The organism is Streptomyces pallidus (ex Mingjun et al. 2026) (assembly GCF_051550185.1).
Lineage (GTDB): Bacteria > Actinomycetota > Actinomycetes > Streptomycetales > Streptomycetaceae > Streptomyces.
In genome coordinates, this window is record NZ_CP196182.1 from 460,078 (window position 1) to 483,270 (window position 23,193).

At 74.2% G+C, this 23,193-nt stretch carries 24 protein-coding genes and 2 pseudogenes; 10 read left to right on the forward strand and 16 right to left on the reverse strand.

Annotated features, from left to right (window positions below):
* Window positions 1-2,379, forward strand: coding sequence for a protein kinase domain-containing protein (locus tag ACSHWO_RS36830; RefSeq protein ID WP_438319632.1), 2,379 nt, complete (start codon window positions 1-3; stop codon window positions 2,377-2,379).
* A gap of 65 nt (window positions 2,380-2,444) precedes the next feature.
* Here ACSHWO_RS36830 and ACSHWO_RS36835 read toward each other — a convergent pair whose 3' ends face one another.
* The 6 genes and pseudogenes from ACSHWO_RS36835 to ACSHWO_RS36860 all read right to left on the reverse strand — a co-directional run bounded on the left by ACSHWO_RS36835 (window position 2,445) and on the right by ACSHWO_RS36860 (window position 7,006).
* Window positions 2,445-2,921, reverse strand: a complete 477-nt coding sequence (locus ACSHWO_RS36835) for a hypothetical protein (RefSeq protein WP_361100311.1) — start codon at window positions 2,919-2,921, stop codon at window positions 2,445-2,447.
* Window positions 2,922-3,199: 278 nt separating this feature from the next.
* Window positions 3,200-3,373, reverse strand: a complete 174-nt coding sequence (locus ACSHWO_RS36840) for a hypothetical protein (protein WP_438319633.1) — start codon at window positions 3,371-3,373, stop codon at window positions 3,200-3,202.
* A gap of 9 nt (window positions 3,374-3,382) precedes the next feature.
* Window positions 3,383-4,549 carry a DUF4259 domain-containing protein gene (locus tag ACSHWO_RS36845; protein ID WP_438319634.1) on the reverse strand — a complete coding sequence of 389 codons (1,167 nt, stop codon included), beginning with the start codon at window positions 4,547-4,549 and terminating at the stop codon, window positions 3,383-3,385.
* A gap of 135 nt (window positions 4,550-4,684) precedes the next feature.
* Window positions 4,685-5,026, reverse strand: a complete 342-nt coding sequence (locus ACSHWO_RS36850) for a hypothetical protein (RefSeq protein WP_361100303.1) — start codon at window positions 5,024-5,026, stop codon at window positions 4,685-4,687.
* A 214-nt stretch (window positions 5,027-5,240) separates the two neighbouring features.
* Window positions 5,241-6,056 (reverse strand): annotated as a pseudogene (locus ACSHWO_RS36855) (zinc-binding dehydrogenase); the annotation flags it as partial.
* 29 nt (window positions 6,057-6,085) lie between these two features.
* On the reverse strand, window positions 6,086-7,006 hold the full coding sequence (locus ACSHWO_RS36860; protein ID WP_385845000.1) for an arylamine N-acetyltransferase family protein: 921 nt from the start codon (window positions 7,004-7,006) through the stop codon (window positions 6,086-6,088).
* A gap of 417 nt (window positions 7,007-7,423) precedes the next feature.
* Here ACSHWO_RS36860 and ACSHWO_RS36865 point away from each other — a divergent pair, with 417 nt between their 5' ends.
* The 4 genes and pseudogenes from ACSHWO_RS36865 (at window position 7,424) to ACSHWO_RS36880 (ending at window position 12,033) form a co-directional block, all read left to right on the forward strand.
* Window positions 7,424-8,215: an SDR family oxidoreductase gene (locus tag ACSHWO_RS36865; protein WP_438319635.1), complete on the forward strand. Its 792-nt coding sequence runs from the start codon at window positions 7,424-7,426 to the stop codon at window positions 8,213-8,215.
* Between the two features lie 34 nt (window positions 8,216-8,249).
* The gene (locus ACSHWO_RS36870) at window positions 8,250-11,312 is read left to right on the forward strand and encodes a BTAD domain-containing putative transcriptional regulator (protein ID WP_438319636.1); all 3,063 of its coding nucleotides are present in this window, start codon (window positions 8,250-8,252) and stop codon (window positions 11,310-11,312) included.
* 35 nt (window positions 11,313-11,347) lie between these two features.
* Window positions 11,348-11,530 (forward strand): annotated as a pseudogene (locus tag ACSHWO_RS36875) (FAD-dependent oxidoreductase); the annotation flags it as partial.
* A gap of 86 nt (window positions 11,531-11,616) precedes the next feature.
* Window positions 11,617-12,033, forward strand: a complete 417-nt coding sequence (locus ACSHWO_RS36880; protein ID WP_438319637.1) for a hypothetical protein — start codon at window positions 11,617-11,619, stop codon at window positions 12,031-12,033.
* A gap of 93 nt (window positions 12,034-12,126) precedes the next feature.
* Here the strand turns inward: ACSHWO_RS36880 and gcvH are convergent, their stop codons facing one another.
* Together gcvH and ACSHWO_RS36890 are read right to left on the reverse strand one after the other, a co-directional pair.
* The gene (gene gcvH / locus ACSHWO_RS36885; RefSeq protein WP_438319638.1) at window positions 12,127-12,507 is read right to left on the reverse strand and encodes a glycine cleavage system protein GcvH; all 381 of its coding nucleotides are present in this window, start codon (window positions 12,505-12,507) and stop codon (window positions 12,127-12,129) included.
* Between the two features lie 201 nt (window positions 12,508-12,708).
* Window positions 12,709-13,245, reverse strand: a complete 537-nt coding sequence (locus ACSHWO_RS36890; RefSeq protein ID WP_438319639.1) for a PadR family transcriptional regulator — start codon at window positions 13,243-13,245, stop codon at window positions 12,709-12,711.
* A 91-nt stretch (window positions 13,246-13,336) separates the two neighbouring features.
* Between ACSHWO_RS36890 and ACSHWO_RS36895 the strand changes: the two genes are divergently transcribed.
* On the forward strand, window positions 13,337-13,903 hold the full coding sequence (locus tag ACSHWO_RS36895; protein ID WP_438319640.1) for a hypothetical protein: 567 nt from the start codon (window positions 13,337-13,339) through the stop codon (window positions 13,901-13,903).
* Between the two features lie 9 nt (window positions 13,904-13,912).
* Here the strand turns inward: ACSHWO_RS36895 and ACSHWO_RS36900 are convergent, their stop codons facing one another.
* Both ACSHWO_RS36900 and ACSHWO_RS36905 read right to left on the reverse strand, forming a co-directional pair.
* Window positions 13,913-14,377 (reverse strand): hypothetical protein, encoded by a 465-nt coding sequence (locus ACSHWO_RS36900; RefSeq protein WP_438319641.1) that lies wholly within the window; start codon window positions 14,375-14,377, stop codon window positions 13,913-13,915.
* 69 nt (window positions 14,378-14,446) lie between these two features.
* The gene (locus tag ACSHWO_RS36905) at window positions 14,447-15,307 is read right to left on the reverse strand and encodes an alpha/beta fold hydrolase (protein ID WP_438319642.1); all 861 of its coding nucleotides are present in this window, start codon (window positions 15,305-15,307) and stop codon (window positions 14,447-14,449) included.
* A gap of 122 nt (window positions 15,308-15,429) precedes the next feature.
* Between ACSHWO_RS36905 and ACSHWO_RS36910 the strand changes: the two genes are divergently transcribed.
* Window positions 15,430-15,906, forward strand: a complete 477-nt coding sequence (locus ACSHWO_RS36910) for a MarR family winged helix-turn-helix transcriptional regulator (RefSeq protein WP_438319643.1) — start codon at window positions 15,430-15,432, stop codon at window positions 15,904-15,906.
* Window positions 15,907-16,132: 226 nt separating this feature from the next.
* Here ACSHWO_RS36910 and ACSHWO_RS36915 read toward each other — a convergent pair whose 3' ends face one another.
* Window positions 16,133-16,621: a carboxymuconolactone decarboxylase family protein gene (locus tag ACSHWO_RS36915; RefSeq protein WP_385844973.1), complete on the reverse strand. Its 489-nt coding sequence runs from the start codon at window positions 16,619-16,621 to the stop codon at window positions 16,133-16,135.
* Window positions 16,622-16,843: 222 nt separating this feature from the next.
* Between ACSHWO_RS36915 and ACSHWO_RS36920 the strand changes: the two genes are divergently transcribed.
* Window positions 16,844-17,518 (forward strand): hypothetical protein, encoded by a 675-nt coding sequence (locus ACSHWO_RS36920; RefSeq protein ID WP_438319644.1) that lies wholly within the window; start codon window positions 16,844-16,846, stop codon window positions 17,516-17,518.
* A gap of 123 nt (window positions 17,519-17,641) precedes the next feature.
* On the opposite strand, the gene ACSHWO_RS36925 is transcribed toward ACSHWO_RS36920, so the two are convergent.
* Entirely contained in the window at window positions 17,642-18,367 is a 726-nt protein-coding gene (locus ACSHWO_RS36925) for a ricin-type beta-trefoil lectin domain protein (RefSeq protein WP_438319645.1), read from the reverse strand.
* On the reverse strand, window positions 18,364-18,825 hold the full coding sequence (locus ACSHWO_RS36930; RefSeq protein WP_438319646.1) for a hypothetical protein: 462 nt from the start codon (window positions 18,823-18,825) through the stop codon (window positions 18,364-18,366). Before ACSHWO_RS36930 ends, ACSHWO_RS36925 begins: the two co-directional genes overlap by 4 nt.
* Window positions 18,826-18,996: 171 nt before the next feature.
* Between ACSHWO_RS36930 and ACSHWO_RS36935 the strand changes: the two genes are divergently transcribed.
* Window positions 18,997-19,617, forward strand: coding sequence for a hypothetical protein (locus ACSHWO_RS36935; RefSeq protein WP_438319647.1), 621 nt, complete (start codon window positions 18,997-18,999; stop codon window positions 19,615-19,617).
* A 180-nt stretch (window positions 19,618-19,797) separates the two neighbouring features.
* Window positions 19,798-20,445: a hypothetical protein gene (locus tag ACSHWO_RS36940; RefSeq protein ID WP_438319648.1), complete on the forward strand. Its 648-nt coding sequence runs from the start codon at window positions 19,798-19,800 to the stop codon at window positions 20,443-20,445.
* Window positions 20,446-20,453: 8 nt separating this feature from the next.
* On the opposite strand, the gene ACSHWO_RS36945 is transcribed toward ACSHWO_RS36940, so the two are convergent.
* The 3 genes from ACSHWO_RS36945 to ACSHWO_RS36955 all read right to left on the reverse strand — a co-directional run bounded on the left by ACSHWO_RS36945 (window position 20,454) and on the right by ACSHWO_RS36955 (window position 22,978).
* Window positions 20,454-21,272 carry a hypothetical protein gene (locus ACSHWO_RS36945; protein WP_438319649.1) on the reverse strand — a complete coding sequence of 273 codons (819 nt, stop codon included), beginning with the start codon at window positions 21,270-21,272 and terminating at the stop codon, window positions 20,454-20,456.
* A gap of 196 nt (window positions 21,273-21,468) precedes the next feature.
* The gene (locus tag ACSHWO_RS36950; RefSeq protein WP_438319650.1) at window positions 21,469-22,437 is read right to left on the reverse strand and encodes a sigma-70 family RNA polymerase sigma factor; all 969 of its coding nucleotides are present in this window, start codon (window positions 22,435-22,437) and stop codon (window positions 21,469-21,471) included.
* A gap of 94 nt (window positions 22,438-22,531) precedes the next feature.
* A complete protein-coding gene (locus ACSHWO_RS36955) occupies window positions 22,532-22,978 on the reverse strand; it encodes a hypothetical protein (RefSeq protein ID WP_385844949.1) in 447 nt (148 codons plus the stop codon).
* Between the last annotated feature and the right edge of the window lie 215 nt (window positions 22,979-23,193).

A 23,193-nucleotide genomic window follows, 5' to 3' on the forward strand; every position in this document is an offset into this window, starting at 1 on the left:
GTGGGCGTTCGGCCGCTGACCCCCGCGGACCCGGTCCGGGTGGGCCCGTACCTGCTGCTCGGCCGGCTCGGCGAGGGCGGCATGGGCACCGTGTTCCTCGGCCGGTCGGCGGGCGGGCGTACCGTCGCGGTCAAGGTCATCCGTACGGATCTGGCCGGCGACCCCGCGTTCCGGGACCGGTTCCGGGCCGAGGTCGCCGCTGCCCGGGCCGCCTCCGGGGCCTTCACCGCCCCCGTGGTCGACGCCGACACCGGCGCGGAGGCGCCCTGGCTGGCCACGGCCTTCGTACCGGGGATCCCGCTGCACGAGGCGGTGGCGCTCGGCGGGCCGCTGGAGGAGCCCGCGCTGTGGGCCGTGGCCGCCGGCGTCGCGGAAGCCCTGGTGAACATCCACGCCGCGGGGCTGATCCACCGCGACCTGAAGCCCTCGAACGTCCTGCTGGCCCTGGACGGCCCGTTCGTCATCGACTTCGGCATCGCCCGCGCCGCCGCCGGGCCCGCCCTCACCGCGACGGGCCTGGTCCTCGGCACCCCCGCGTACATGTCGCCCGAGCAGAGCCTCGGCGACCCCCTGACCCCGGCGAGCGACGTCTTCTCCCTCGGGTCGACCCTCGCCTTCGCCGCCCGCGGGACCGCCCCGTTCGCCGGGCCCGTCTCCGCCCTGGAACTCCAGCGCCGGATCGTGCAGGACGAGCCCGACCTGTCGGGCGTGCCGGACGGGATACGGCTGCTGATCGCCGCCTGCATGGCGAAGAACCCCCTGGACCGCCCCGAGCCGCGGCAGGTCGTCGAGGTGGTCGAGCGGATGGCCGGGGTCCCGAGGCGGGCAGGCGCCTGGCTGCCGCCCCTGCTGGTCGAGGCGGTCGAGGCGGTGGCCGCGGTCCTCGCCCCGACCCTGCCGCACCGCCCCGGCGGCCCGGCGGCGGACGGCGACGACCCCGGCCAAGGGCCCGCGTCCGGCGCGGACTCGGGCGGGGACGCGCAGTCGTCCGGGCCCGACATCCAGCCACCACCGGTACCGGTACCGGCCCGCCCCGGTCGGCGCAAGGTCCTGCTCGGCCTGGCGGGCGGAGGCCTCGCGCTGGCCGCCGGAGGCGCCGTGGCCGCCCGGGCACTGCGCGGCGCGGGCGGCGGCCGCGGAGCGGGCGGCACGTCGGCGGCCGCCCTGACCGACCCGGCACGCTCCCTCGCCACCGACACCGTCGCCAAGCCCCTGTGGACGGCGGAGACGGGCGGCCCCGTGACCCAGGTGACCGGCGATGCGAACACGGTCGTCGCCGTCACCGGCACCCAGGTCCGGGCCTTCGACCTCGCGGGCAAGCCGCGGTGGGAACCGGTGCCCAACGTGTCCGACCCGTCAGGGGCGTACTTGGCCGGCGACCCCGCCGCCGTCGCCGACGGCCTCCTGTTCGTCATGTCCCGCGCGGGCGCCGCCCACCAGGGCCGGGTCCTGCACGCCCTGGACCTCGCCACCGGCAAGGAGGCGTGGCGCATCGCAGCCAGGCAGGACCTGTGGATCCGGTGGGCCTGGATCCCCGGCGTCCTCGACGGCGTGGTCTACGTCAGCGGCTCCACCATGCCGTACGGGGACCTCGACGCAGCGCTCAAGGGCGGCTCGGCGGGCGCCCCCGGGTCGAAGGCCTTCGTCTGGGCCGTCGACCCGGCCGCACGCGCGATCCGCTGGCAGGTCGAAGTCGACGACCGCTCCGCCGGGCAGAGCAGGCTCAAGGTGCCCTCGTCCGGCAACCGCCTGCTGTGGGTGACGGCCAATGCCGACGGGAGCGCCCCGCGGATGACCGCCCTGGCCACCGCGGAGGGCGGGAAGACCCTGTGGGAGCAGCCCACCCCGGGCGGCACCGGCAACTCCCTGTCCACTTACTTCGCCGGTCTGGTCCCGTCCTGGAACGACGGGCCGCACTCCTCCGCCGGCGACCGCTTCCTCCTCCTGTCCGACCACCTGTACGCCGTCGACGCCGCCAACGGGCAGGTGGCGTGGGCCTCGCAGGGGAAGACCCTCTTCTACACCGCGGCGGCGAGCCCCGACGGCCGCACCGTCTACGGCGTGGCCGCCGGCGGCGTGGGCACCTCCGTCGTCCATGCCTTCGGTGCCCGCGACGGCACGGTCCGCTGGGCGGGGACGCTGCCCATGGCGAGCGTGGGACCCGTCGCGGTCCAAGCCACGTCCGACACCGTGTACGTATGGCTCCGGGGCAGGCTGTGGGCCCTGGCCGCGGACACCGGCCTGGCCCGCTGGAGCCACGAGCTGGGCGGCGCCGGAACCACGCCCGGTGCCGCCCAGATCGCCCTGTGGGCCCACGGCGACCGCGTCTACGGCGCCGGCCACCAGGGCGTGACGGCCCTTTCCACCGCGGGCCGCTGACGACCCGTCCGCTCACCTCGCCGCCCGGCCGGAGGGCGCGGGCGGTGACGGTGCGGACGGGGGCGCTACTTGATGCGGTACAGGCAGCCCTTGGGGTTCTTCCCACCGTCGTTGTCGGCGACCTGCTTACCGTCGACCTTGATCACGCAAGGGGCCTGCTGCAGCGCCCCGTCGGCCCCCTGGACCGAGCCGGGGACGACCGTCAACAGGCGGCCCGACTTCTGTTCCGCTCCGATGAGCTTGATGGTCTCCGTCTTCGTCCACGGCAGGGTCTGCTGCTCGAAGCCGCTCGTCTCGGCGTTGTACATGACCGCGGTCCTGCCCTGGCCGGACACTTCCAACGTCACCTCGTGCGTGGCGCTGTCGCCGCCCGTCCTGGCGTCCGGCGTCTTGGCCGCCGGTGCGACCTCCTGGGACGTCGCCGCCCCCTTGGCGCCGGCGTCGCCCGCCTTCGCGCCGCTCTCCTTTCCGCTGTCGCTTCCGCAGCCGGTCAGCAGCGCTGCCGCAGCGAGCAGTGCCAGCCCCGTAACCGTCTTGCGCATGTTCCCCGTTCTCCGTTTCTTGGCATGCCTGTTCGCGCGTCCCCTTGACGAAGGGGACGACGTCCCATGATCCAATCACGCCCTGTGTTGGTGACTCGCCACCGGGGGGTGCCGAAGCGGGGGCAAGCGGACATCTTGTCTCGCTGGGAGTAAGGTTCACCTACTCTCGGTAACGGATGGGGATGGCGCGTGCCTTGCGGGAGCGGTCAGGCCCCGACGGCAGCGACCAGAGGACCGGTTCCGGATCGGGGGACGGCGCCTGCGCGGCGGACGGACCGTCAGCGGCGTTCGGTGCCGGGGACGTCGAAGCTGCGCCGCTCCCGCGAGGGCGGCTTCGGCCGGGTGGACGGCTGGGGACGCGGCGGTTCGACCGGCCTCTTCTGCGGCGGAGGCGTCCTCGGCGGGTACGACGGCGGCAGCTTCGGGCCCCTGCCCTCCACGACGACGCTCATGCGGCCACGCTACGCCCGGACCGGGGACGCCGGTGGGGAGAACGGCGGACTCGACACTCCCGGGCTACGTCCTCGCGCCCCTGCGCCCCGGGGTCCCCTGCCCTGCGGCCGACGGACCGGCCGACCGGTGGACCCGGGTTCCGTGCGGGGGGCGGGGGTGAGCGGGGCCCCGTTCAGCTCGGTCCTGCCGGGTACGGTCCACCACAGCTCGCCCTTCGCTGTGAGGTAGGGCACGTCCCCGTCCACCACACCGCCGTGGTCGAGCGCGTCGGCCACCGCGGTCAGGTACACGGCCAGCGACGGCCAGCCGTCGTCGAAGCAACCGACGTCGTCGTGCGCCGCATTGCCCAGGCGGCCGCGGCCGGGGCCCTCGCGCATGTCGATGATCTGGGAGTCGCCGTCGCTCTGCGCCCAGGGGATCCACTGCGGGTGCCACCACGGCTCCCGTTCCCCGGCGGGTTCGGTCGGGTCGGCGTCTTCGGCCTCTTCGGCGTCTTCTTCGGCGATCTCGACGCACATCCGCCAGTGGTCGACGATCCCCGCGACGGACGAGGGCGGCTGGTCGGGCACCAGGTTGGCCCAGGCGGTGATCCCGTCGTGGCAGGCCAGCGATTCCAGCAGGTCGGCGGGGAAGCGGACCCCCATCGCCTCCTGCGCCGCCTCGACCTCGGCGGGGTCCGCCGGCGGCGCGAGGAGCGCGTACGAAGCGGGGGCGTGCCGCTGCATCCACGCGTCGATCCTGGCCCAGGAGCGGGCCACCGGCTGTGGTGCCGGGAAGGTGAGCACCTTGCGCAGGCCCTGCAGGCTCCACAGCCAGTGGGGGTACCGGTCGGTCTCCACCCACAGTTCCCGCAACCCGGACCGCTCGGCCACGACCTGGTCCAGCGCGCGGACGGCCAGGTCCCGCAGGTCCGCCGGGAGTAGGGGGACGGGTAGCTCCGGCCCGTACCCGCTGGTCGCGGGTCGGCCGCCGGGGCACCGGGCGGCGACGAGGGCTGCCGCCGCCACCGCTTCGACCGCCAGGTGCTGGTCGAGGGGGCCGTCGTCGGCGTCGAGGACACGGGCCAGCGCGTCCCGTACGAGGCGGGGCCGGTCGTGCGCGGCGGCCTCGTCGAGGGAGGCGCAGAAGCCCGCGGCGGTGTCGTTGTCGAAGGGTCCGACGTCCCAGGTGCCCATGGGTATCCTTCCGGGTTCTGTTGCGCGGATCGTCGCATCCACCACCGACAGTGGCTCGTGCCGAGCACCGTGCGCCCGTTTCGGGACGGCCGTCCGCAAACCCCGTCCGCAAACCCCGGTTCGCACCCCGGTCCGTCACCTGCCGTGCAGGAAGAAGCGGGCCGGGACGAAGAGTTCGTGGCCGGTCAGGAAGCGGACGCGCACCCCGGACTCCGTCCACGTGGTGGATTCGACGCCCTTCGAGCCGAGAGCGGTGTCCACGTCCACCCAGTGGCCGTACGAGAGGCCGGAATCCCTGCCGATCATCATCTTGTAGGAGTCCCGACCGGACAGGCTGTGGCGGTGCACCAGCCCGAGGAAGTGTGGCGACCCGTCCTCGTAGACCAGGGACGAGGGAGCACTGCTGCGGTACGTCACGTCCGTCCGCGGCCACCACAGAACGGTCATGAGCGCCGCGGTCAGCAGGACACCCGCCACGCCGCCCAGCAGGAACCTGCCGGTTCCGGTCGTCCGGCGGGGGTGTTCGGTCCGGGCGGGTCGGTCCGGGGGTGACGTCTCGATGATGCCCTCCAGGGTCGGCGTCGCTCCGTGCCGTCGGCCGGAGTCGGGTCTGCTGCGAAGGACGTGGAACCGGGCCGATCGGTTGTCATGCCCAGCGCCCGTGGAGCAGGGCTCCGCGCGGCCCGGTGGCTCACCGGGGCAGGACGATCTCGGCGGTGACCATGCCGGACTCGGCCGGGCGCAGCGCCTCGGCGGTGCGCGCGAGGGGGAGTCGGGCGGTGACGCGCGGGGTGACTTCGCTGCGACCGGCGGCGAAGACCTCGGTGAGGTCGGCCCGCAGGCGGGCGCCGAAGGCGTCCTTGTTCAGGGCGCGGCCGGCCCGGACGGTGCGGAGGAGGCCCGGCGGCCGTGGGTCAGGTGGGGGACCAGGGTGCCGCCGCCCGCGCCCAGCAGCTTCCAGGAGTCGGTCACGCTGCGGCCGCCGAGGTGGTCGAAGACCGCGTCCAGGCCGCCCGGCGCGAGCTGACGGACCCGTTCCGCGACGTTTTCCGCCGCGGTAGTCGACCGGGAGGACGCCCAGCTCCCGCAGGGCGCCGTGATGCCGGCCGGAGGCGTCGTGCCGATCACCGTCGCGCCCGCTGCGACGGCCGGCTGGGCCAGACCCGAGCCCACGCCGCCGCTCGCGCCGTGCACCAGGACGGTCTGACCGGCGCGCACCCGGGCGCTGCGGTGGGGCATCTGCCGGGCGGCGATGCCGTTGACGACCAGGGTCTCCGCCTCGGCCGCGGTGCGGTGGTCCGGCACGGGTACGACGTCCTCGGCGTCGACGCCACGTGGCTGGCCCAGCCGCCGACCTTCACCGGCGCGGCGACCCGCTGCCCGACCAGGCCGGGTCGGTGCCCTCCCCGGCCGTCACGACCGTGCCCATCAGGTCGTACCCCGGCACGAACGGGAACGGCGGCTGGTCGTAGTACCGTGCGCGGCGCATCTGCTGCCCGGCGAACGCCGCCGGACCTCGACCTCCCCGGCCCCGCCCTACACCGCCGAGACGGAAGGCCTCCTCCGAGCCGACGACGCCTGACGGGAGCGGACGGTGTCGTAGCGTGCGACGAGCGCGGTCGCGTCATCGGCGTCGATGCCGATCCCGAACTCCTCGGTCAGCAGCGTCGGCAGCTCCTCGGCCGGCACCCGGCGGGTCTCCGCCGTGAAGTCCGGCAGGAGCGTGGTGAGTTCCGTGTCGTGCAGGACGAGCCGCCGGTCCGCCGCGGGCCTCTGCACCAGCAGCGTGTCCTGGAAGGGCGAGCGCGGATGCGTGTAGGTGAAATGGCTGGTCATGAGGTAGTCGATCGGGAAGCGCGGCTCCGTCCCGATGGCGTACAGGTCGTACCAGCCGTGCTGCCGCAGCCGCCGCAGCACCAGGGGCCCGGGCATGCCCGCCGTCGGGCCCTCCTCGCGGACCAGCCCGTACGTCCATCCGCCCTGCCGCACCACCTCGCCGTCCCGCAGCCGTAGCGGGGCGAGGAGGCCTTCGGCGCCGAAGCCCACGTCCGTGAACCACTCCTCGCCGTCCAGCTCCACCCGCAACGACGCGTGCGTGGCCGGGAGCGTGGGCCCCTCGTGCACGCGCACGCGCGACGCCGTCGCGGTGAAGGCGAAGCCGATCGCCTCCAGGGCCGCCGCGTAGAGGAGCGTGTGCTCGCTACAGGTGCCCCCGCGCTGCCGCCGGACCATCTTCGCCTGGAGGGACTCCAGATCGAGCCGGACGGCCCGACCCAGGACGGCCTCCAGGTTCTCGAAGCCGATCGACGCGACGTGGGCGGCGTGCAGCGCACGCAGCACCTCCAGCGTCGGCTCGCGCGCGCCCTCGTACCCGATGCGCGCCAGATAGGCGTCGAGGTCCAGCCGCTCCGCGCCCCAAGCGCAACCGCCCGGCCCGCCCATGTGATCCTCCGTCACGTCGTTCGTCGTCCGTCGTCCGTGGTTCCGACCCGCGCCGGTTCGCCGCGGCGGCTCGGCATGCGACCACCACGCTGCCAGGCCGCCGCACGGGTCCGGGACGCCGGCGCCGACCCGGAGGGGCGGCCACCCGCCCCCGCACCGCTGCCCAGCTCGGAGCACGGCCTCCGACCCCCGTGACGCACTGTCACCCGTACGGGGGCACGCCGAGGCGGGTGCGCGCCGGTCGGCCGCTCGCCGGACTGCCGCCGGCCGGTGAGCCGGAGGTGAGCCCGCGGTGAGCGCTCCCCCCGAAGGTGATGACGTCACCGGGTCCCACCGGTGGCAGGCAGGGCGGGGCGGGGCAGCGCCGGGTATGGCACGGCGCCGGCCGAACACGCGACCCGCACCACACGGCAGAGGCAGAGGAGCACTGACATGGGCGAGCAGCAGCTGACCGGCAGGACCGCACTGGTGACCGGAGGGTCGCGCGGCATCGGGCGGGCCGTCGCCCTGCGCCTGGCCGCCGAGGGGGCGCTGGTCGCGGTGCACTACGCCGGGAACGAGGCCGCCGCCGACGAGACCGTGGCACGGATCACGGGGGCGGGCGGGCGCGCGTTCGCCGTCCGGGCCCGGTTCGGCGAGGCCGGCGCGGTGGACCGGCTGTTCGAGGGGCTGGCCCGCGGGCTGGCGGAGCACGGGGCGAAGGGCCTGGACGTCCTGGTCAACAACGCCGGCATCATCTCGGGCCACTCCATCGGGCAGGTCACGGAGGAGGAGTTCGCCACGCTGATGGCCGTCAACGTGAGCACCCCGTTCTTCGTGATCCAGCGGGCGCTGCCGCTGCTGAACGACGGCGGCCGCATCATCAACATGGGATCGACGGCCAGCCGGTTCGCGGTCTCCACCCAGATCGGCTACACGGTCAGCAAGGCGGCGCTGGAGGCCATGGGTCCCTCCCTCGCCAACGAGCTGGGCCCGCGCGGCATCACGGTGAACACGGTCGCGCCGGGAGCCGTCCGCACCGACCTGACCGCCGGCTACACCGCGATCCCGGAGGTCGTCGCCGGCCTGGAGGCGATCTCCGCGCTGGGGCGGATCGGCGAGCCGGAGGACGTAGCCGACGTGGTGGGCTTCCTGGCGGGCCCGCAGGGGCGCTGGGTGACCGGCCAGACCGTCGACGTCTCCGGCGGGACCTGGCTCGGACCGATCGCGGCCGCGCCCCGCTGAACTGCCCTGATTCCCCTGGGGGATAATCGCCGGCATGTGGTTCGGCATCCTCGGTGAGACCCGGGCGCGGCACGACGACGGGACCGAGGTGCCGCTCGGCGGACCCGCACGGCGGGCCCTGCTCGCGCTGCTGCTGATCCGCCCGGGCGCGGTCGTGTCGGCCGAGCGGCTGGCCGAGGAGATCGAACCGGGCGGGACCGTCTCCGCGCACGCGCTCCAGTCGCAGGTCTCCCGGCTGCGCACGGTCCTGGGACGGGCGGCCCCCATCGAGCGGGTCGGCGCCGGCTACCGGATCGCCGTCGGACACGAGGCCGTGGACGCCGCCCGCTTCGAACGACTGGCCGCCGAAGGGCGCACCGCACTGGCCGACGGCGACCCCGTACGGGCGGCCGCGGTGCTGCGCTCGGCGCTGGAACTGTGGCGCGGCCCCGCCCTGGACGGGCTCGACGGCAGCGAGACGGCCCGGGCCGCGGCGGGACGGCTGGAAGAGGCGCGCCTCGCGGCCCTGGAGGACCGGATCGAGGCCGAGCTCCGACTCGGCGAACACCGCGGCGCCGTACCGGAGCTGCGCGAGCTGGTCGGCCGCCACCCGCTGCGGGAGCGGCTGGCCGGTCTGCTGATCCGCGCGCTGTTCGCCCGGGGCGGCCAGGCCGAGGCGCTGGTGGTGTTCGAGGAGACCCGGCGTCACCTGGCCGACGAGCTGGGGACCGACCCGTCCGCCGAACTCCTCGCACTGCACCGCGAGTTGCTGGACGCCGCGCCTTCGCCCGCGCCCGCCGCGCCGCCCGCCCAGCTGACCTCGTTCGTGGGCCGGGAGGAGGCCGTGGCCGAGGCTGTCGGGCTGCTGCGGGTGTCCCGGCTGGTCACGCTGATCGGACCCGGCGGTGTCGGCAAGACCCGGCTGGCCGTCGAGGTCGCGGGCACCGCCGACCCGGCCCGTGCCGTGCATACAGCCCGTGCACCTCGTGCCGCCGCCGTCGACGCCGTCTGTTTCGTCGAGCTGGCGGCACTCCACGACAGCGGATCACCGGCACAGGCCGTACTGACCGCGCTCGGACTGCGCGAGAACGGCCTCCAGATGGGGGACGCCACCCCGCGGACCGCGATCGACCGGCTGATCGCGGCCCTCTCCGACCGCGTCCTCCTGCTCGTCCTGGACAACTGCGAACACGTCGTCGACGAGGCCGCGGCCCTGGCGGCGCGCCTCCTCGCGGCCTGCCCCCGGTTGCGCGTGCTGGCCACGAGCCGCGAACCGCTCGGGGTCATCGGCGAGCACGTCCAACAGGTCCGACCGCTGGACGACGCCGCCGCGGTACGCCTCTTCGCCGACCGGGCCCGGGCCGTGCGCCGCGGCCCGACCGGCGACCCCGAGGTCGTACGCCGGATCTGCACGGCCCTCGACGGCCTGCCGCTCGCCATCGAACTCGCCGCCGCACGCCTGCGCACCCTCGAACCCGGCGACCTCGCCGGACGCCTGGACGACCTCCTCGGCATCACCGCCCGCGGCAGCCGCACCTCCGCCGAACGGCACCGCACGATGCGCTCCGTGGTCGCGTGGAGCTGGGACCTGTTGTCGGAGGCCGAGCAGCGCGCCGCCCGGCGCTTCACGGTCTTCGCCGGCGGCGCGACGGCGCACGCCGCGCTGGAGGTGTGCGGCACGGACGCCGACACCCTGGAGTCCCTGGTCGACAAGTCCCTGGTGGAGGCCGTGGGCTCCGGGCGCTACCGGATGCTGGGGACGATCCGCGCGTACGGCACCGAACGGCTGGAGGCGGCGGGCGAGGGCGAGGCCACCCGGCGCGCCCACGCCCGACACGTGCTGGAGCTGCTGCGCCGCGCCGACCCCCACCTGCTACGGGCCGAACAGCTGGAATGGCTGCCGCGCGTGACGGCCGAGCACGACGACCTGCTGACCGCACTGCGCTGGGCGGTCGGCGCCCGCGAGGTGCCCACCGCCCTGGAACTGCTCGCCTCGGCCGCGACGTCCCTGTGGATCCGCGGCGCGTCCGCCGCTGCCGCCCCGCACGCGATCGCCCTGCTCACGGCTGGAGCCGACACGTTGGAGGCCGGCACGGGGGAGGCCGGCACGGGGGAGTCCGCCACCGTGGAGGCCGTCGCCTCCGCCGAGGGGCTCGGCGAGGAGTACGCCGCCTGCGTGCTGCTCGCCGCGTCCACCGCGGCCGGCCGCCCGCTCTGGCAGCGCCACCGCGCGACGGCACACGAGGCGCTGGCCGCGGCGTGGCCGGGCGACCGCGCGGGCCGGTACCCGGTGGTCCTGCTGCTCTGGATGATGCGGCACGCAGGAGAGACCTACGCGCCGGAGGCCCCGAACACCGCGCACGCCGAGGACGTCCAGCAGGCACAGGACGTCCACGAGGCCCGAAGGGCGTTCGGGCTCGTCTCCTCCCAACGCGACTGCCCCGACCCGTGGGCGCGCGCAGCAGCCCGGTACGTGTCCGGCTACGCGACCCTCGGCGAGGGCGACCCCGAAGCCGCCGAGCGGGCCTTCGACGCGGCCGCCGGGCAGTTCCGTACGCTCGGCGACCGCTGGGGCACCGCGCTGGCCCTGGACGCCCTCGCCTGCCTCGCGGGCGCGTACGGCGACGCCTCCCGGGCCGTCGCGCTGACCGACCGGGCGCTCACCCTCACCGGGGAACTCGGCGCCGTGGAGGACTCCGCGGACCTCCTGGTCAACCGGGGTGACCACCGCCTGCCCCGGGACCCGGCCGCGGCCCGCGACGACTACGCCGCGGCTGCCTCCCTCGCCCGCGGCAGCGGCAGCCCGGCGGCCCTCGCCGCAGCCCTGCGCGGCCTCGGCGACATCGCCCTGCGGGAGGGGCGTCCGGACGAGGCGGAACGGCTCTACACCGATGCGCTGGACCGGATCGACCCCCACTGGGTCAAGAGCCTCGGCAACCGGGTGCGTTGCCTCGGCGGGCTCGGCCGGATCGCCGAGGCCCGCGGCGACCGAGCGGCGGCGCGGGCGTACTACGGACGCGCCGCCGGATCCGTGGCCGCCGTGGGCCCGTCCGTGCGGGACGCCCTGCGCATGATGGGTCTGCCCGAGGAGCTCGTCACGGCGGTGAGCGCGCGGTGAGCGCCCCGTAAGCGGGCCCCGGCAGGCTCACCGGCGTGACGAACGCGAACGCGCACCCGAACCCGGCGGGCCGGAATCCGAGCCTCCACGTCCTGATCTCCGGCGCCTCCGTCGCCGGGCCGGCATTCGCCCACCGGCTCCACCGGTAAGGCTTCACCGCCACGATCGTGGAGCGCGCCCCCGCCCTGCGCGACGGCGGCTACGCCGTCGACTTCCGACCGCCGCCCAGCTCCTCGTCGCCGCCGCGTTCCTGAGCATCCCGCTCCTGCGCCAGCGCTTCGGTGCGGTCGCAAGGGCCGCGGCGGTGGCCGAGCTGCGCCGCCAGGGCATCCGGCCCGAGGTGTTGGAGGAGAACGGGCTCCGCTTCGACGCGAGCGGCCACGAGTGGTGGGCGCCGGGCGCCTTCGCCGTCGTCAACATCGCCGCCGCCGCGCTCAACCTGGCCGGTAGCCCCTGGGGCGCCACCCTGACCTGGATGTACTCCTCGATCGCGTTCCTCGCCAACATCGCGATCCTGCAGAGCCAGCTGGGCGCGGTGAAGTCCGCCCGGGCCGCGTTCCGTCGCAAGGGCGACGCCGAACTGCTGCGCGTCGGCGTCCCCGCCTTCCTCGCCGCCGCCGAGGGCGCCTTCCCGGCCCGGACCCGCGTCCTGCAGAACGTCCGCCACGCCGTCGTCTTCGCCGGCTCGGCCCTCGCCCTCACCGCAGCCGCCCTCGTCTGACCCGCAGTCGGAACCCGTCCCGCACCCGTGTGAAGCGCGCAGGCCACCATCCCCCGCCGGGGACGGAGGCCTCTGCGGTTGTGCAGTGCGGGGTCAGCCGATCAGCTTCTCGTAGGCCGCGGCGTCGAGCAGGCCGTTACCCGGGGCACCCGCCTTCAGCTCGATCTTGAACAGCCAGGCCTCGTAGGCGTCTTCGTTCACGTCCTCGGGCACGTCGGCGACGTCGGTGTTCACGGCGACGACCTTGCCGCTGACCGGGGAGAAGATGTCGGACGCGGCCTTGACCGACTCCACGACGCCCACGGCCTCCCCGGCCTCGACGGCCCTGCCCACCTCGGGCAGTTCCAGGAAGACGATGTCCCCGAGCGTGCTCTGGGCGTGGTCGGTGAGGCCGATCGTCACCGACCCGTCGGCTTCGGTGCGCACCCACTCGTGCTCGTCGGTGTACTTGAGATCGGCAGGGACGTTCGACACGGCAGGGCTCCCCAGACTAGAAGACGACGTGTAGTGATCGATCGGTTACACGGTGCCATGCCGGGCGGGCTCACGTGATGACCTCCGGAGTGGGCGCGCCCCGAGCCCGGCCGGCCGTGGTGCTCGGGGCGGCGCCGGCGGGCAGGTGCGGAGCCGGCGGGCAGGGCGGGGCGGCGGGCAGGGCGGAGCCGGGCGCGCGGGTCAGGGTGCGGCGGGCGGCTGCCGCTCCGCCAGCTGCTCCTGTGCCCATTCGGCCCACTCGCGCTGGGTGGCGCTCAGTCGCAGGCCCCACTCCATGGCGATCCGGCCGTAGACCGACAGTGAGTCCTCCCCCCGGGCCACGTTCCTGCCGAGCTCGGCGAGCCGGTCGTTGCGTTCCGCGGCGCGTTCGGCCTGCCGGCGCAGGTAGCTGAGGGCCTCGTCGGGTTCGAGCTGGTCGAGGAAGAAGACGCGCAGCAGCATGTCGCTGCGGCGGACCTGGCTGGGCTCGACCTCGGTCAGCCAGTGGTGCAGCTCGCTGCGCCCCTCGGGCGTGATCGCGTACTCCTTGCGGCCGCGAGGCCCTTCGGCGGCGACGGTGACCAGCCCGGACTTCTCCAACTTGCCCAGTTCCCCGTAGAGCTGGCTCTGGGTGGCGGGCCACACGTTGGCGAGCGAGACGTCGAAGGTGCGCAGCAGGTCGTAGCCGCTGGCCGGTCCACCGGCGAGCAGGCCGAGTACGGCGTGGCGAAGGCTCATGGCCCCACATTACACCTTTGACATGTCGGCATAGAACCCTCTACCTTCGACATGTCAGTTCTGGAATGTCGCCCCCGAGAGGTTGGGTCTCGTGTTCGGTTACCTCCGTTCGTTCCTGCCGTGGATCTCCTTCGCCGTCCTCAGCACCAACGGCCAGTACCGGTACGGAGCCCTGGCCGGCTTCCTCCTGGCGGCCGTCCTGCTGGTGGTGGACCGCCGGGCCGGCCGCCCCTGGGACGCGCAGATCATCGAGATCAGCTCCGCCGTCTTCTTCGGGGGGCTCGCGGTGGCGGCGTTCGCGGTGACGCCGGCGCCGCTCGGTGCGTACGGGCCGGCCGCCTCGGTGGGCTGGCTCGCCCTCACCGCCTGGGGATCCCTCGCGATACGGCGGCCCTTCACCCTCGGCATCGCCAAGACCATGGCACCGCCGGAAGCCCACGGGACCAGGCTCTTCCAGCGCGTCAACGCGGTCGTGACCACCGTCTGGGCGGCGGCCTTCACGCTGAACGCGGCCGGACTGGCACTCCTCCTCCACTACGCCCCGCACGCCACGGCCGCACTGCTCGCCGTGAAGGTCTGCGGCTTCGCGGTCCCGGCGGTCTTCACGGCCCGCTACACGCAGGCCGCCACCCGGCGGGCCGGGGCGGTGGCGGGCTGAGGGGGTCCCTCACAGGTGGCGGCGTGCGATCACGACGAAGGCGTCGATCAGCTCGCGCGCGGCGTCGCGCCGGGGCAGCAGGGTGTCGAGGTCGGCGGGCTGGTTCAGCCCGCCGACCTCCACGAACGCCGCCTCCGCCGCGGCCAGTACCTCGGGTTCCTCCGCGATCAGGCGAAGCCGGAACAGTGCGTTCTGGGCGGCCGAGCGCAGCTCGAAGGAGCGCGCCCGCAAGGCCACCTCGTCCTCCGCGTCGCGTCCCTCGTGGACGCAGAACCAGTGGTGCAGCAAGGCCTGCCGGAACTCCACGAGCAGCCCGGCGTACGAGCCGTACACCTCCAGGCGCTCCTGCCGCAGTCGTTCCGCCCGGGAATCCTCCTGCGTCCGCCGTTCAGAACGCTGCTGGAACAGGTGCGTCATGACCGAGCCGAGCAGCGTGCCGGCGACGGCGATCAGGCTGGTGAACATGGCGTCCATGCGGCCATACAACCAGACAGGCACCGCGATGAGTTGAGCCGGAGGCGCGGTCCGTCGACCCCGGCGGGGTCACCCGCCGAGCACGTCCTTGAGCACCTGGGCCGTCGCGCGGGGGAACGCGGTGTTGCCGTTGTGCCCGCCCGGGAAGCGGACCGGCTCCGTGCCCAGTCGCCCGGCCAGCGCCAGCGCGCAGCGGTAGGTGTGCACGGACGGCCGCGTGGTCCGGCCCGTCGCCGCGACGATCCGCGTTCCCGAGTGCGCCGCGGCCCGCACCAGCTGCGCCGGGCCGAGATCGTCCGCGGTGACGGCCGTGAACTCCGTCCCGATGAAGAACGCGAAGTTGGCCGCCCGGCGGGGCGTCAGCGGCTGCGGGGTGAGGCCCCCCTCGGTCTCGTCGTGCGCCGGGTCGATGCCGAGGTGCCGGGCGATCGCCGGGAACGCCGCCGCCAGCCCCCCGCCCGCGTACGCGCCCTGGATGGCCGTCAGCTCCGCCACGTGCTCCGCACGCCCCGCCGCGGACAGCAGGTTCGGCATCACCGGCTCGTGCGCGATCAGCGTGTGCAGCACGCCCGGGTGGCGGACCACCGTGTGCAAGCCGATCGCGGCACCCATGCTGAACCCGGCCATCAGCGCAGGCCGGTCGGTGAGCTCGGCGAGCAGCCGGGCGACGTCGTCCGCGTGGTCGGCCATCGTGACGGGGCGGGCGGGGTCGTCGAGCGTGCTGCGCGACAGGCCGCGGCGGTCGTAGGTGACCACCGTGAAGGTGTCGGTCAGGTGCGGGACGAGGTCGACCGTGCGGTCGGCGTCGCCCTCGCCGCTCTGGGAGAGCAGCAGGACGGGGCCGGCGCCCTCGGTCCGGACGTGCAGGGTGGCGCCCGGAACGGACAGCGTGTGCACGGTGGCGGCAGTGGTGGCGTTGGTCGTGGCCATGGCTGGTCCCCCTTGGTGATGTCTGTGTTCGCTGCTGCTCTCGGCGGCTGGCACTGCGACAGTAATCCATCGAAACAGATGCATCAAGATAGATGTATCAATCTCGATGTACCCTTCGCCGTATGAACGGAGTCGAACTGTTCCTCCTCGGCCGCACCCTCATGAAGATCGGCGAGCAGGCGATGCCCCGGCCGAAGTCCGGCTCACCGGCGTCGACCCGCTCGGTGCTGGTCGTCCTCGGCGACCTCGTAGCGCACCCCGGGACCACGGTCGGCGAGATCGCCGCCCGGACGGGCCTGCCGCAGAGTCAGGTGTCCACCGCCGTCGCCCGGTTGGAGGAAGCCGGCTCCGCCGAGACGGAGCCCGACCCGGCCGACCGACGCCGCCGACTCATCCGCCCCACCGCGAAACCGTCCGCCCGCGTCACCGAGGTCCGCGCCACGACCATCGACGACGCCCTCACCGCGGCCATGGCCGACCCCGACGGCACCACCCCGGATCCGGACGCCGTCCGCGAGGTGGCCCGCGCCCTCGACCTGCTGGCCCGCCGACTGACCCCGCAGCTCGCGGCCCGCGCCCGCGACCTCGACGCCACGTGAGCCTCCCGCGCCGGGAGCGTCCGTACGGGCGCTGCGTCGAGGTGGACGCAACCCACTCCGCGCCGCACACGGCCGATCTGGTCGGCCGCCTGCGTTGCCGCCGACACCGGATCCGCCGAGGTCGGCTGCCGCAACGGCCACGTGCACGTACGGGACCACAGCCGGTAGGACGACCCCGCCGAACGGCCGTGGCGGCCCCGTCCGGGGCCGCCCGCACCGCCTCAGCTCAGTCCCACTGTTCGTCGGCCAGCGAGGTGACCGGCTGCGGCTTGCCGATGACCGCCAGCGCGACGAAGAAGCTGATCTGCCCGATCGCGATGGTGAGGGTGGCGATGCCCTTCTCGTCGTAGTGCTTCGCCACCTCCGCGTACAGCTCGTCGGTGACCCGCTCCCGGCCGTGCGGGGCGGGCTGCAGCGTGGCCTCCACCAGGGCGAGGGCCACACGCTCGGCCCCGGTGAAGCAGAGGGCGTCCTGCCAGGACGAGACGGCCGTGATGCGCTCCTCCGACTCTCCGGCCTTGCGCAGGAAGGCGGTGTTCAGGACGGTCAGGTACGTGTTGCCGACGATCTGCCCGGCCCGCAGGTGCACGAGGTTCACCGTGGTGCGCGGCACCGAGCGGTTGCCGGTCGCCCGGAAGAGGGCGGCACTGATGTCGTTCAGCTCGGGAACGAACTCGGCCGGGTTCGGCATCCGCGAGATCGAGGTGTTCGTCATGGCTGCTCTCCTTCGTCGTTGGCGTCTCACAGCACTGACGGACGGGCCCGCGCGAATGTGACAGGACTGGAAGAAGTTCTTTCGGCACTCCAGTCAGCCGGTAGCCGGTAGCCGGTAGCCGGACCCGGGCCGACGCGAGGTGACTCATTCGCACCGCACCCCTCTGACCGGTCTGGAGAATCACAGATCGCAACCCCCAGCAAGGTGAGAGGTACCACCACGATGACGATGAACCGCCTCAAGCGCCGCGCGGCCCACGCACTGTCCATGGCAGTCGCGGCCTGCGCAGTGGCGGCGGCGACCAGCCTGCCGGCCTACGCCGCCGACCAGCCGACGCGGCAGCAGCTCCTGGCGGACTGCGGCTCGGGCGAAGGCAAGTGCAGCTTCAACTCGCCCAAGCTCGGTAAGGCGTACCTGGGGGAGTTCCGGCAGGTGTCGAACTCGCTCTTCAACTGCACCACGTCCGACGCCACCCAGACGATGACCTGGGACGACACGGTGGGCTCCACCGACGAGCTGGGCGTCTCCGTCACCGCCGGCGGCCAGATCGCCGGGATCGTCGACCTCAGCATAACGGCGAGTTACAGCCACAGTTGGTCGAGCAGCCACTCGGAGAGCAGCTCGCTCAACATGACGGTGAAGCCCGGCGAGGTGGGCTGGATCTCGCGCGCCCAGGTGATGCAGAAGGTCTCCGGCACCTGGCAGACCCACTACGACAGCCCCAAGTGGGGCCACTACTACTGGTTCTTCCAGGACACCATCACCGGCCCTGCGAAGAACGGCACCGACGGCAAGAGCAGTGCGGTGGTGGTCAAGACCCGGAAGATGACCGCCGCGGAGAAGCGTTCCTGCTCCGATGGATCCCGCAAGGGCCGTACGCTCGTCAAGGCACGCTGACCCGACCCGCGTACGGCTCACGCGCGTCATCGGCCCCCGGCCCGCCCGCCCCGCTGCCGGGGACGGGGGGCCGGCTCGACGGGCGACAGCTGCACCCGGACCGACCGGGCGGGGGCGAGGACGTCAGCTGTCGAGGTGCCACCACTGGTCCTCGTTCTGCTCGCCGCAGGACGTGTGCGCCGCGGCCCGCCCCGGCACCCGGCCCTGCACCAGCAGGCACTTCGCGGGGCCGATGCTGCGCAGCATGAAGCGCCCGGTCCGGTCTCCGGTACCCCACAGCAGTTCCCAGCGCTGCCCTTCGGGTTGGGCGGCGCAGGCGACCTGGCGGACGGGGGCGAAGTTCTCCGGGATCGTCGCGGCCAGGCACCGGCCGGTGTGCCCGTCGCGCAGCGTGCGGGCGGCGCCGCCGCCACTTTGCAGGGCCAGGGTCCAGGTCCGGTCGGCGGCGCCGGAGCAGGTGTCCTGCACCGGTACGGGGTCATCCCCGGTACCGGCCGCGCGCAGGCACAGACCGCTGCCGTCGTTGACGAGCCGCCCCGTGAGCACCGACGCATCCGCCCCGGCGGTGCCCGGCGGCAGCCGACCCGGCGCCGGTGTCGTGACGGTGCCCGTCGGCGGGTCGGTGGTGGCCGCGGTGTCCGAACCACCGCCCGTCCGGACGACGATCACGGTGGCCACGCACACCAGGGCGATTGCACAGGCGGAAAGGATGCCCATCCGGTGCTCGTGCAGATTGACCTGGAGGTTCCCGCTGCCGCGCTGCACCCCGGCCCCACCGTGGAAGGCGTCCCCGCTCCGGCCGCCGTCGTCGCGCCGTCCGTCGCCCCCACCGGACCCGCCCCCGGTCACGGGCGGGAGCCGAAGCGGTTCACCTGGACGTTGCCGTCCCCGGACTGGACCGCAGCCGGCCCGAGGAACACGTTCCGTACGACACCCCCACCCCCACCCCCACCCCCACCCCCACCCGGGTGCACCGCTCCCGACGCGACCTCGTCCAGCAGCACGCGCAGCCCCGCCGCGACCGCGGCCCGCTCGTCCGGTTCCAACTCCTCCAGCAGATCCTCGATCCGGGTCCGCCAGGCCGCACCGTGCCGCCCCCGCTCCCCGCCGTCCTGCGGGGCGGGGGCCGCCAGTTCGGCGGCGGTCCGGTCGAGGCGCTCCGACACGGCGTCCTCCCGCCGCCGGTCCCCTCGACCGAGCAAGCGGGCCAGCCGACTTCGGAACGCCGCCCAGGCATCCGTCCCGGCGGCCTGCACGACCGCCGAACCCACCGACGCCGCCAGCGCGACCGTGGCCTCGTCCAGCATGACGCTCCCCCTTCGCCGTCCCCGCGCAGTGCCGCAACGGTAGCCCCGCCCACCGGGGCCGCGACACCCGAACGGCCGAACGGCCGGACCGGCGGCACGCGACGCCCGGTGCACGAAGATGTAAGTCCCAAGCAGTCAGGCCGTGTCGCAGGACACGAGGAGGAACCACCCGTGGAAACGACCACCCCCCGCCCCGTCTCCCGCACACGGCGGGAGCAACTGCGCAACGCTGGCAGGGGAGCTCTGATCGGGACGGCCTTCGGCCTGATGTGGTTCTCCCTCGGCCAGTCCGCCGTCACGGGCGTCGCGCGCCCCGCCGTGCTGGCCGCGACCCTGGTGCTGTTCGGCGCGAGCGCCGCCGCCGTCGTACGCCTGTTCCTGCTGGCACGGCGCACCCCCGAGGGCGAGGAGGGCGTGCCGGTGGCCCCGGGCGGCGGCGGGCCGAAGTTCCTCACGGTGGTGCTCGTCGAGGCCGCGGTCCTCGGGGCGGGCAACGGCTACATAGGCAACACCCTGGACCGCCCGGAGCTGACGCTCGCCTGGTCGGCACTGGTCGTCGGCGGGCACTTCTTCCCGCTGGCCAAGAGCCTGCGGGCCCCGGTGCTCCGCGTGATCGGCGCCCTGATGCTCGCGACCGTCGGCGTCGCCGCGCTGGCGACCCAACTGCCCGGGGCGACCGAGAAGCTCTGGCAGTCCGTACCGGGCATCGGCTGCGCCGCCATCCTCTGGGCCGGTGCCGCGCTCACCGGCCTCCGTGCGCCCGCCCGCCCGGCGGAACGCAGAGCGGCGTAGCGGCGTAACGGCGTGGACGCCGGCCCACCACCCGCGGGCCTCCCCGCCGAGCACGCACACGCTCGGCGGGGAGGCCAACCGGTGTGCGCGCCGCCCTCGTCAGCGCCGGGTCGTCGGGCCGCTGGACCAGCACCGGCCTGACCGACCCGGTTGTCGGAGGGGCCGTTCAGAATGACGGCCATGACCGACGGAATCGTATGGCTCGCCGCCCCCCAGTCCATCGCCTTCGGGGGCTACCACGTGGTGCTCGCCCGAGGGCTCTCCCCGGACGAGCTCGCCGACCGCCTCGCGCCAGCGGTGTCGGGTTACGTGAAGCACCACGCGGTGGCGGCCGGAGACCACACCGCAGACTCCCTGATGCAGCTCATGGACGACACCTACGGCGATCCGTACGGCGGCATCGGCCTGCGCCTCGGCCGCGCCGGGCACTGGACGTACTCGGTCGCCTACGGCGACTGGCCGGGTGGGTTCGACGGGCTGGCCCCGGTGTCGCGCGACGGCGCGGACGTCTGCCTGCTCGAGTACGAGGAGGAGAACGGCAAGCCGGTCCCGCCGCAGTTCGCGTACTTCCGCGACGGCCGCCTGCTGAGCGCCTGCAACCTGCACCTGGACGCATCGTGGGGCTACCAGGGCGTCGAAGGCGAACCGGCGACGGCTGCCCGCCTACAGGAACTGCTGACTGCCGCCGGCCTGCCGGACCCCGAACGGGACGAAAGGGAGGTCCACCGCACGGCGCTGAGCGTCATCGAGAAGACGTTCGGGCTCTCGCTACCGAAGGCGGCGATCGTGGACGGCTCCCTGCCGACCGTCCTGCTGGAACCGGCGTAGACCGCGCATCAGTAAGCGCCGAAAGACCAGAAGACGCCGACCTCTTCGTCGGTGACCGCGATCAGGCCCAGGTCCTCTAGCAGGTCGAGACCCTTGACGTAGGCGGACGTGACGAAGGTGCGGGAGCGGGTCCCCTGGAGGCCGGCCCTGACGAAGTCGGGGGCGCGGTCGGTGGCGGCAGCCATCGCGTTGGTCCAGTAGCGCGCGGTGGGGCCGTACCGGTCGAGCACGATCCGGGCGTGGGCCAGCACCGCGTCCCGGTCCGGACGGGAACGGACGGGGCGGGGTTCCGACTGCCACTCCTCGCTCATGACGGCGAGCGCGCCGACGGCCGCATCCGCCTCCAGGGGGTACAGGCGGGCGGGGAACTCCGCTGCGGACGGCGGCTCGAAGGGGTACGCCGGCAACCCCCGGCGGGCGTCGTTGACACGGTCCGCGTCCAGGCGGATCCAGCCGCGGGGATCGCGGACCCGCCGGTGCATCACGGCGAGGACGTCGTACGCCCAGTCCCGGTGCCGGCGCGGGCCGGTGGCGACGAAGGTGTAGGGGTCGTCCAGCAACCGCAGCACGGCCGCGTTCCACGGGCAGCGCAGACTGCGGAACTCCGTCAGGAGGCCGCGCACCTGCATGCCGAAGACCTCCGCCGGCTCGCGGGACATGCCGTGCAGCCGGTCCAGGACCCAGCGCACGAGCTCGCCCGCCCCGTCCGGAGCGAGACGCGCCGAAGGCGCGGGGAGCGGCAGCAGGTCCGCCCCGTCCACGAGCGCCTCCAGACGGGCGTCGAGCAGGTTCAGGGCAAGCCGGTCGGCATCGGCGACGCGTATCACCGGATCACCCTAGCCAGTGAACTGCCCCGACCCGGCCCCGACCTGGCGCCGACCCGGCCCCGACCTGGATTCCGGCCCCGGCCCGCCGGCGCGGCGCCGCCAGGACCGGCCTCGGCCCCTGCGCGCTGACCGTCCACGTCTCCTCATGGGGGGAGACGCTCCAGAACCACTGGTTCGGGCACGTGGAGCCGGCGTCCTAGGAGAGGCGGTTCGGTAGGCCGAAGCGGGGGAAGAGGCGAGCGGTGTCGCGGAAGGCCGTGATGCCCGTGATGCGGTCGTCGGCGAACTCGACGACCTGGAGGGCCCACGGCTCGTAGCCGGCGCCGTCCGGGCGGGGGCGGTACTGGCCGAACGCCGGGGAGCCGTTCGCCACGGTCGGGACCAGGCGGGAACCGCGGCAGCCGACGGCAGGACCGGTCAGCCACGCCCGGATGTCGCCGACCCCGCGCATCCACTTGGCGTACGGGGGCAGGCACAGCGTGGCGTCGACGTGGAGGAGCATGCCCAGCTCGTCCATGTCGTAGCGGGAGAACGCCGAGGCGTAGCGCGCGGCCAGCGCCCTCTGTACGGCATCGGGCGGCGGGGTGGCGGAGGGCCCGTCGGCTGCGCCCTGGCGGCGCGCGGACAGTGTGGCGCGGGCTCGTTGCAGCGCGCTGTTGGCGGACGCCACGGTGGAACCGTGCAGGTCGGCCACCTCCCGGGCGGAGAAGTCCAGTACGTCCCGCAGGACCAGGGTCGCCCGCTGCCTCGGCGGCAGGTACTGCAGCGCGGCGACGAACGCCAGCCGCACCGACTCGCCCGTCGTCGCCGCCGTCTCGGGGTCACCACCGCCGCCCGGGCAGGGCTCGATCCACAGCGTGCCGTCCGACGGCGCACCCGGCGGTGTGGCGCCCTCGGCCGGACCCGAGAGGTCCATCGGCAGTGCCCTGCGCCGGCCGGAAGCCAGGGCGTCCAGGCACACGTTGGTGGCGATGCGGTAGATCCATGACCGCAGCGACGACCGCCCTTCGAAGCGGCCGATGCTGCGCCACGCCCTCACCAGCGTCTCCTGAACGGCGTCCTCGGCCTCGGAGTACGCCCCCAGCATCCGGTAGCAGTAGCCGGTCAGCTCACCGCGGTACGCGTCGAGCACGGCCGCCGCCGCATCCCCTGCGGAGTCCCCCATGCCACCCTCTCTCTCTTTCCCCGACGGGCGGTCTCCGGCGCCGACACGGGCGACCGCGAGGCCGCCGCGCGTGCGTACGCCGCACGGGCGATGGTCAGGACGCTCGGCGGCGACGGGCGTCACGGCGCGGTCCGCGCCGGCCCGTGGGTGATTCGGGAGCCGCCTGCGGTGAGGAGAAGCCGCCCGGGACCGGCGCCGGAGCCGGTCTGGCGTTGGGCGGGGTCGACACCGGGCTCGTGCTCGCGGCCGCGCCGACCGGGACGGGCCGCTGCGCCCGGCCGAGGACGGACATGTGGGGGATGAGGGGGGCACAGGCCTGGCAGACCTCGGCCACCGTCCAGACCTGCCCCACGGCCGCGTTGTGCACCAGGACGAGCAGCGTGGCACCGGTGCACTGGACGCGCTCCTCGTGGAGCGCGCACTGCCTGGCCCGGCAGGCACAGGCCGCATCGGGGCGGACGGTGGCCAGCCGGGCGTGCGCTCTGGCGTGGTCAGCGGCGAAGCGCTTCAGGAAGGCGGTGTCCTTCGAGCGGGGCGGCATACGACAGGCTTCGGTGCTGCAGCTGACGGACGCGCTGTGATCGGTGTGGCCGGTGAGTCGGACCGTCCAGGTCCGTCCGGGCACACGCGAACCGGGGATGAGTGACAAGTTCAGGTCCGATCGTCGTGATGGAGAGGGGTGAGTCGCACCGCCGCGGAGCCGGTCGCAGCGAGGGCGGACTACGCGGCGCTGCCGACCCGGGCGGGCCGGGCTCC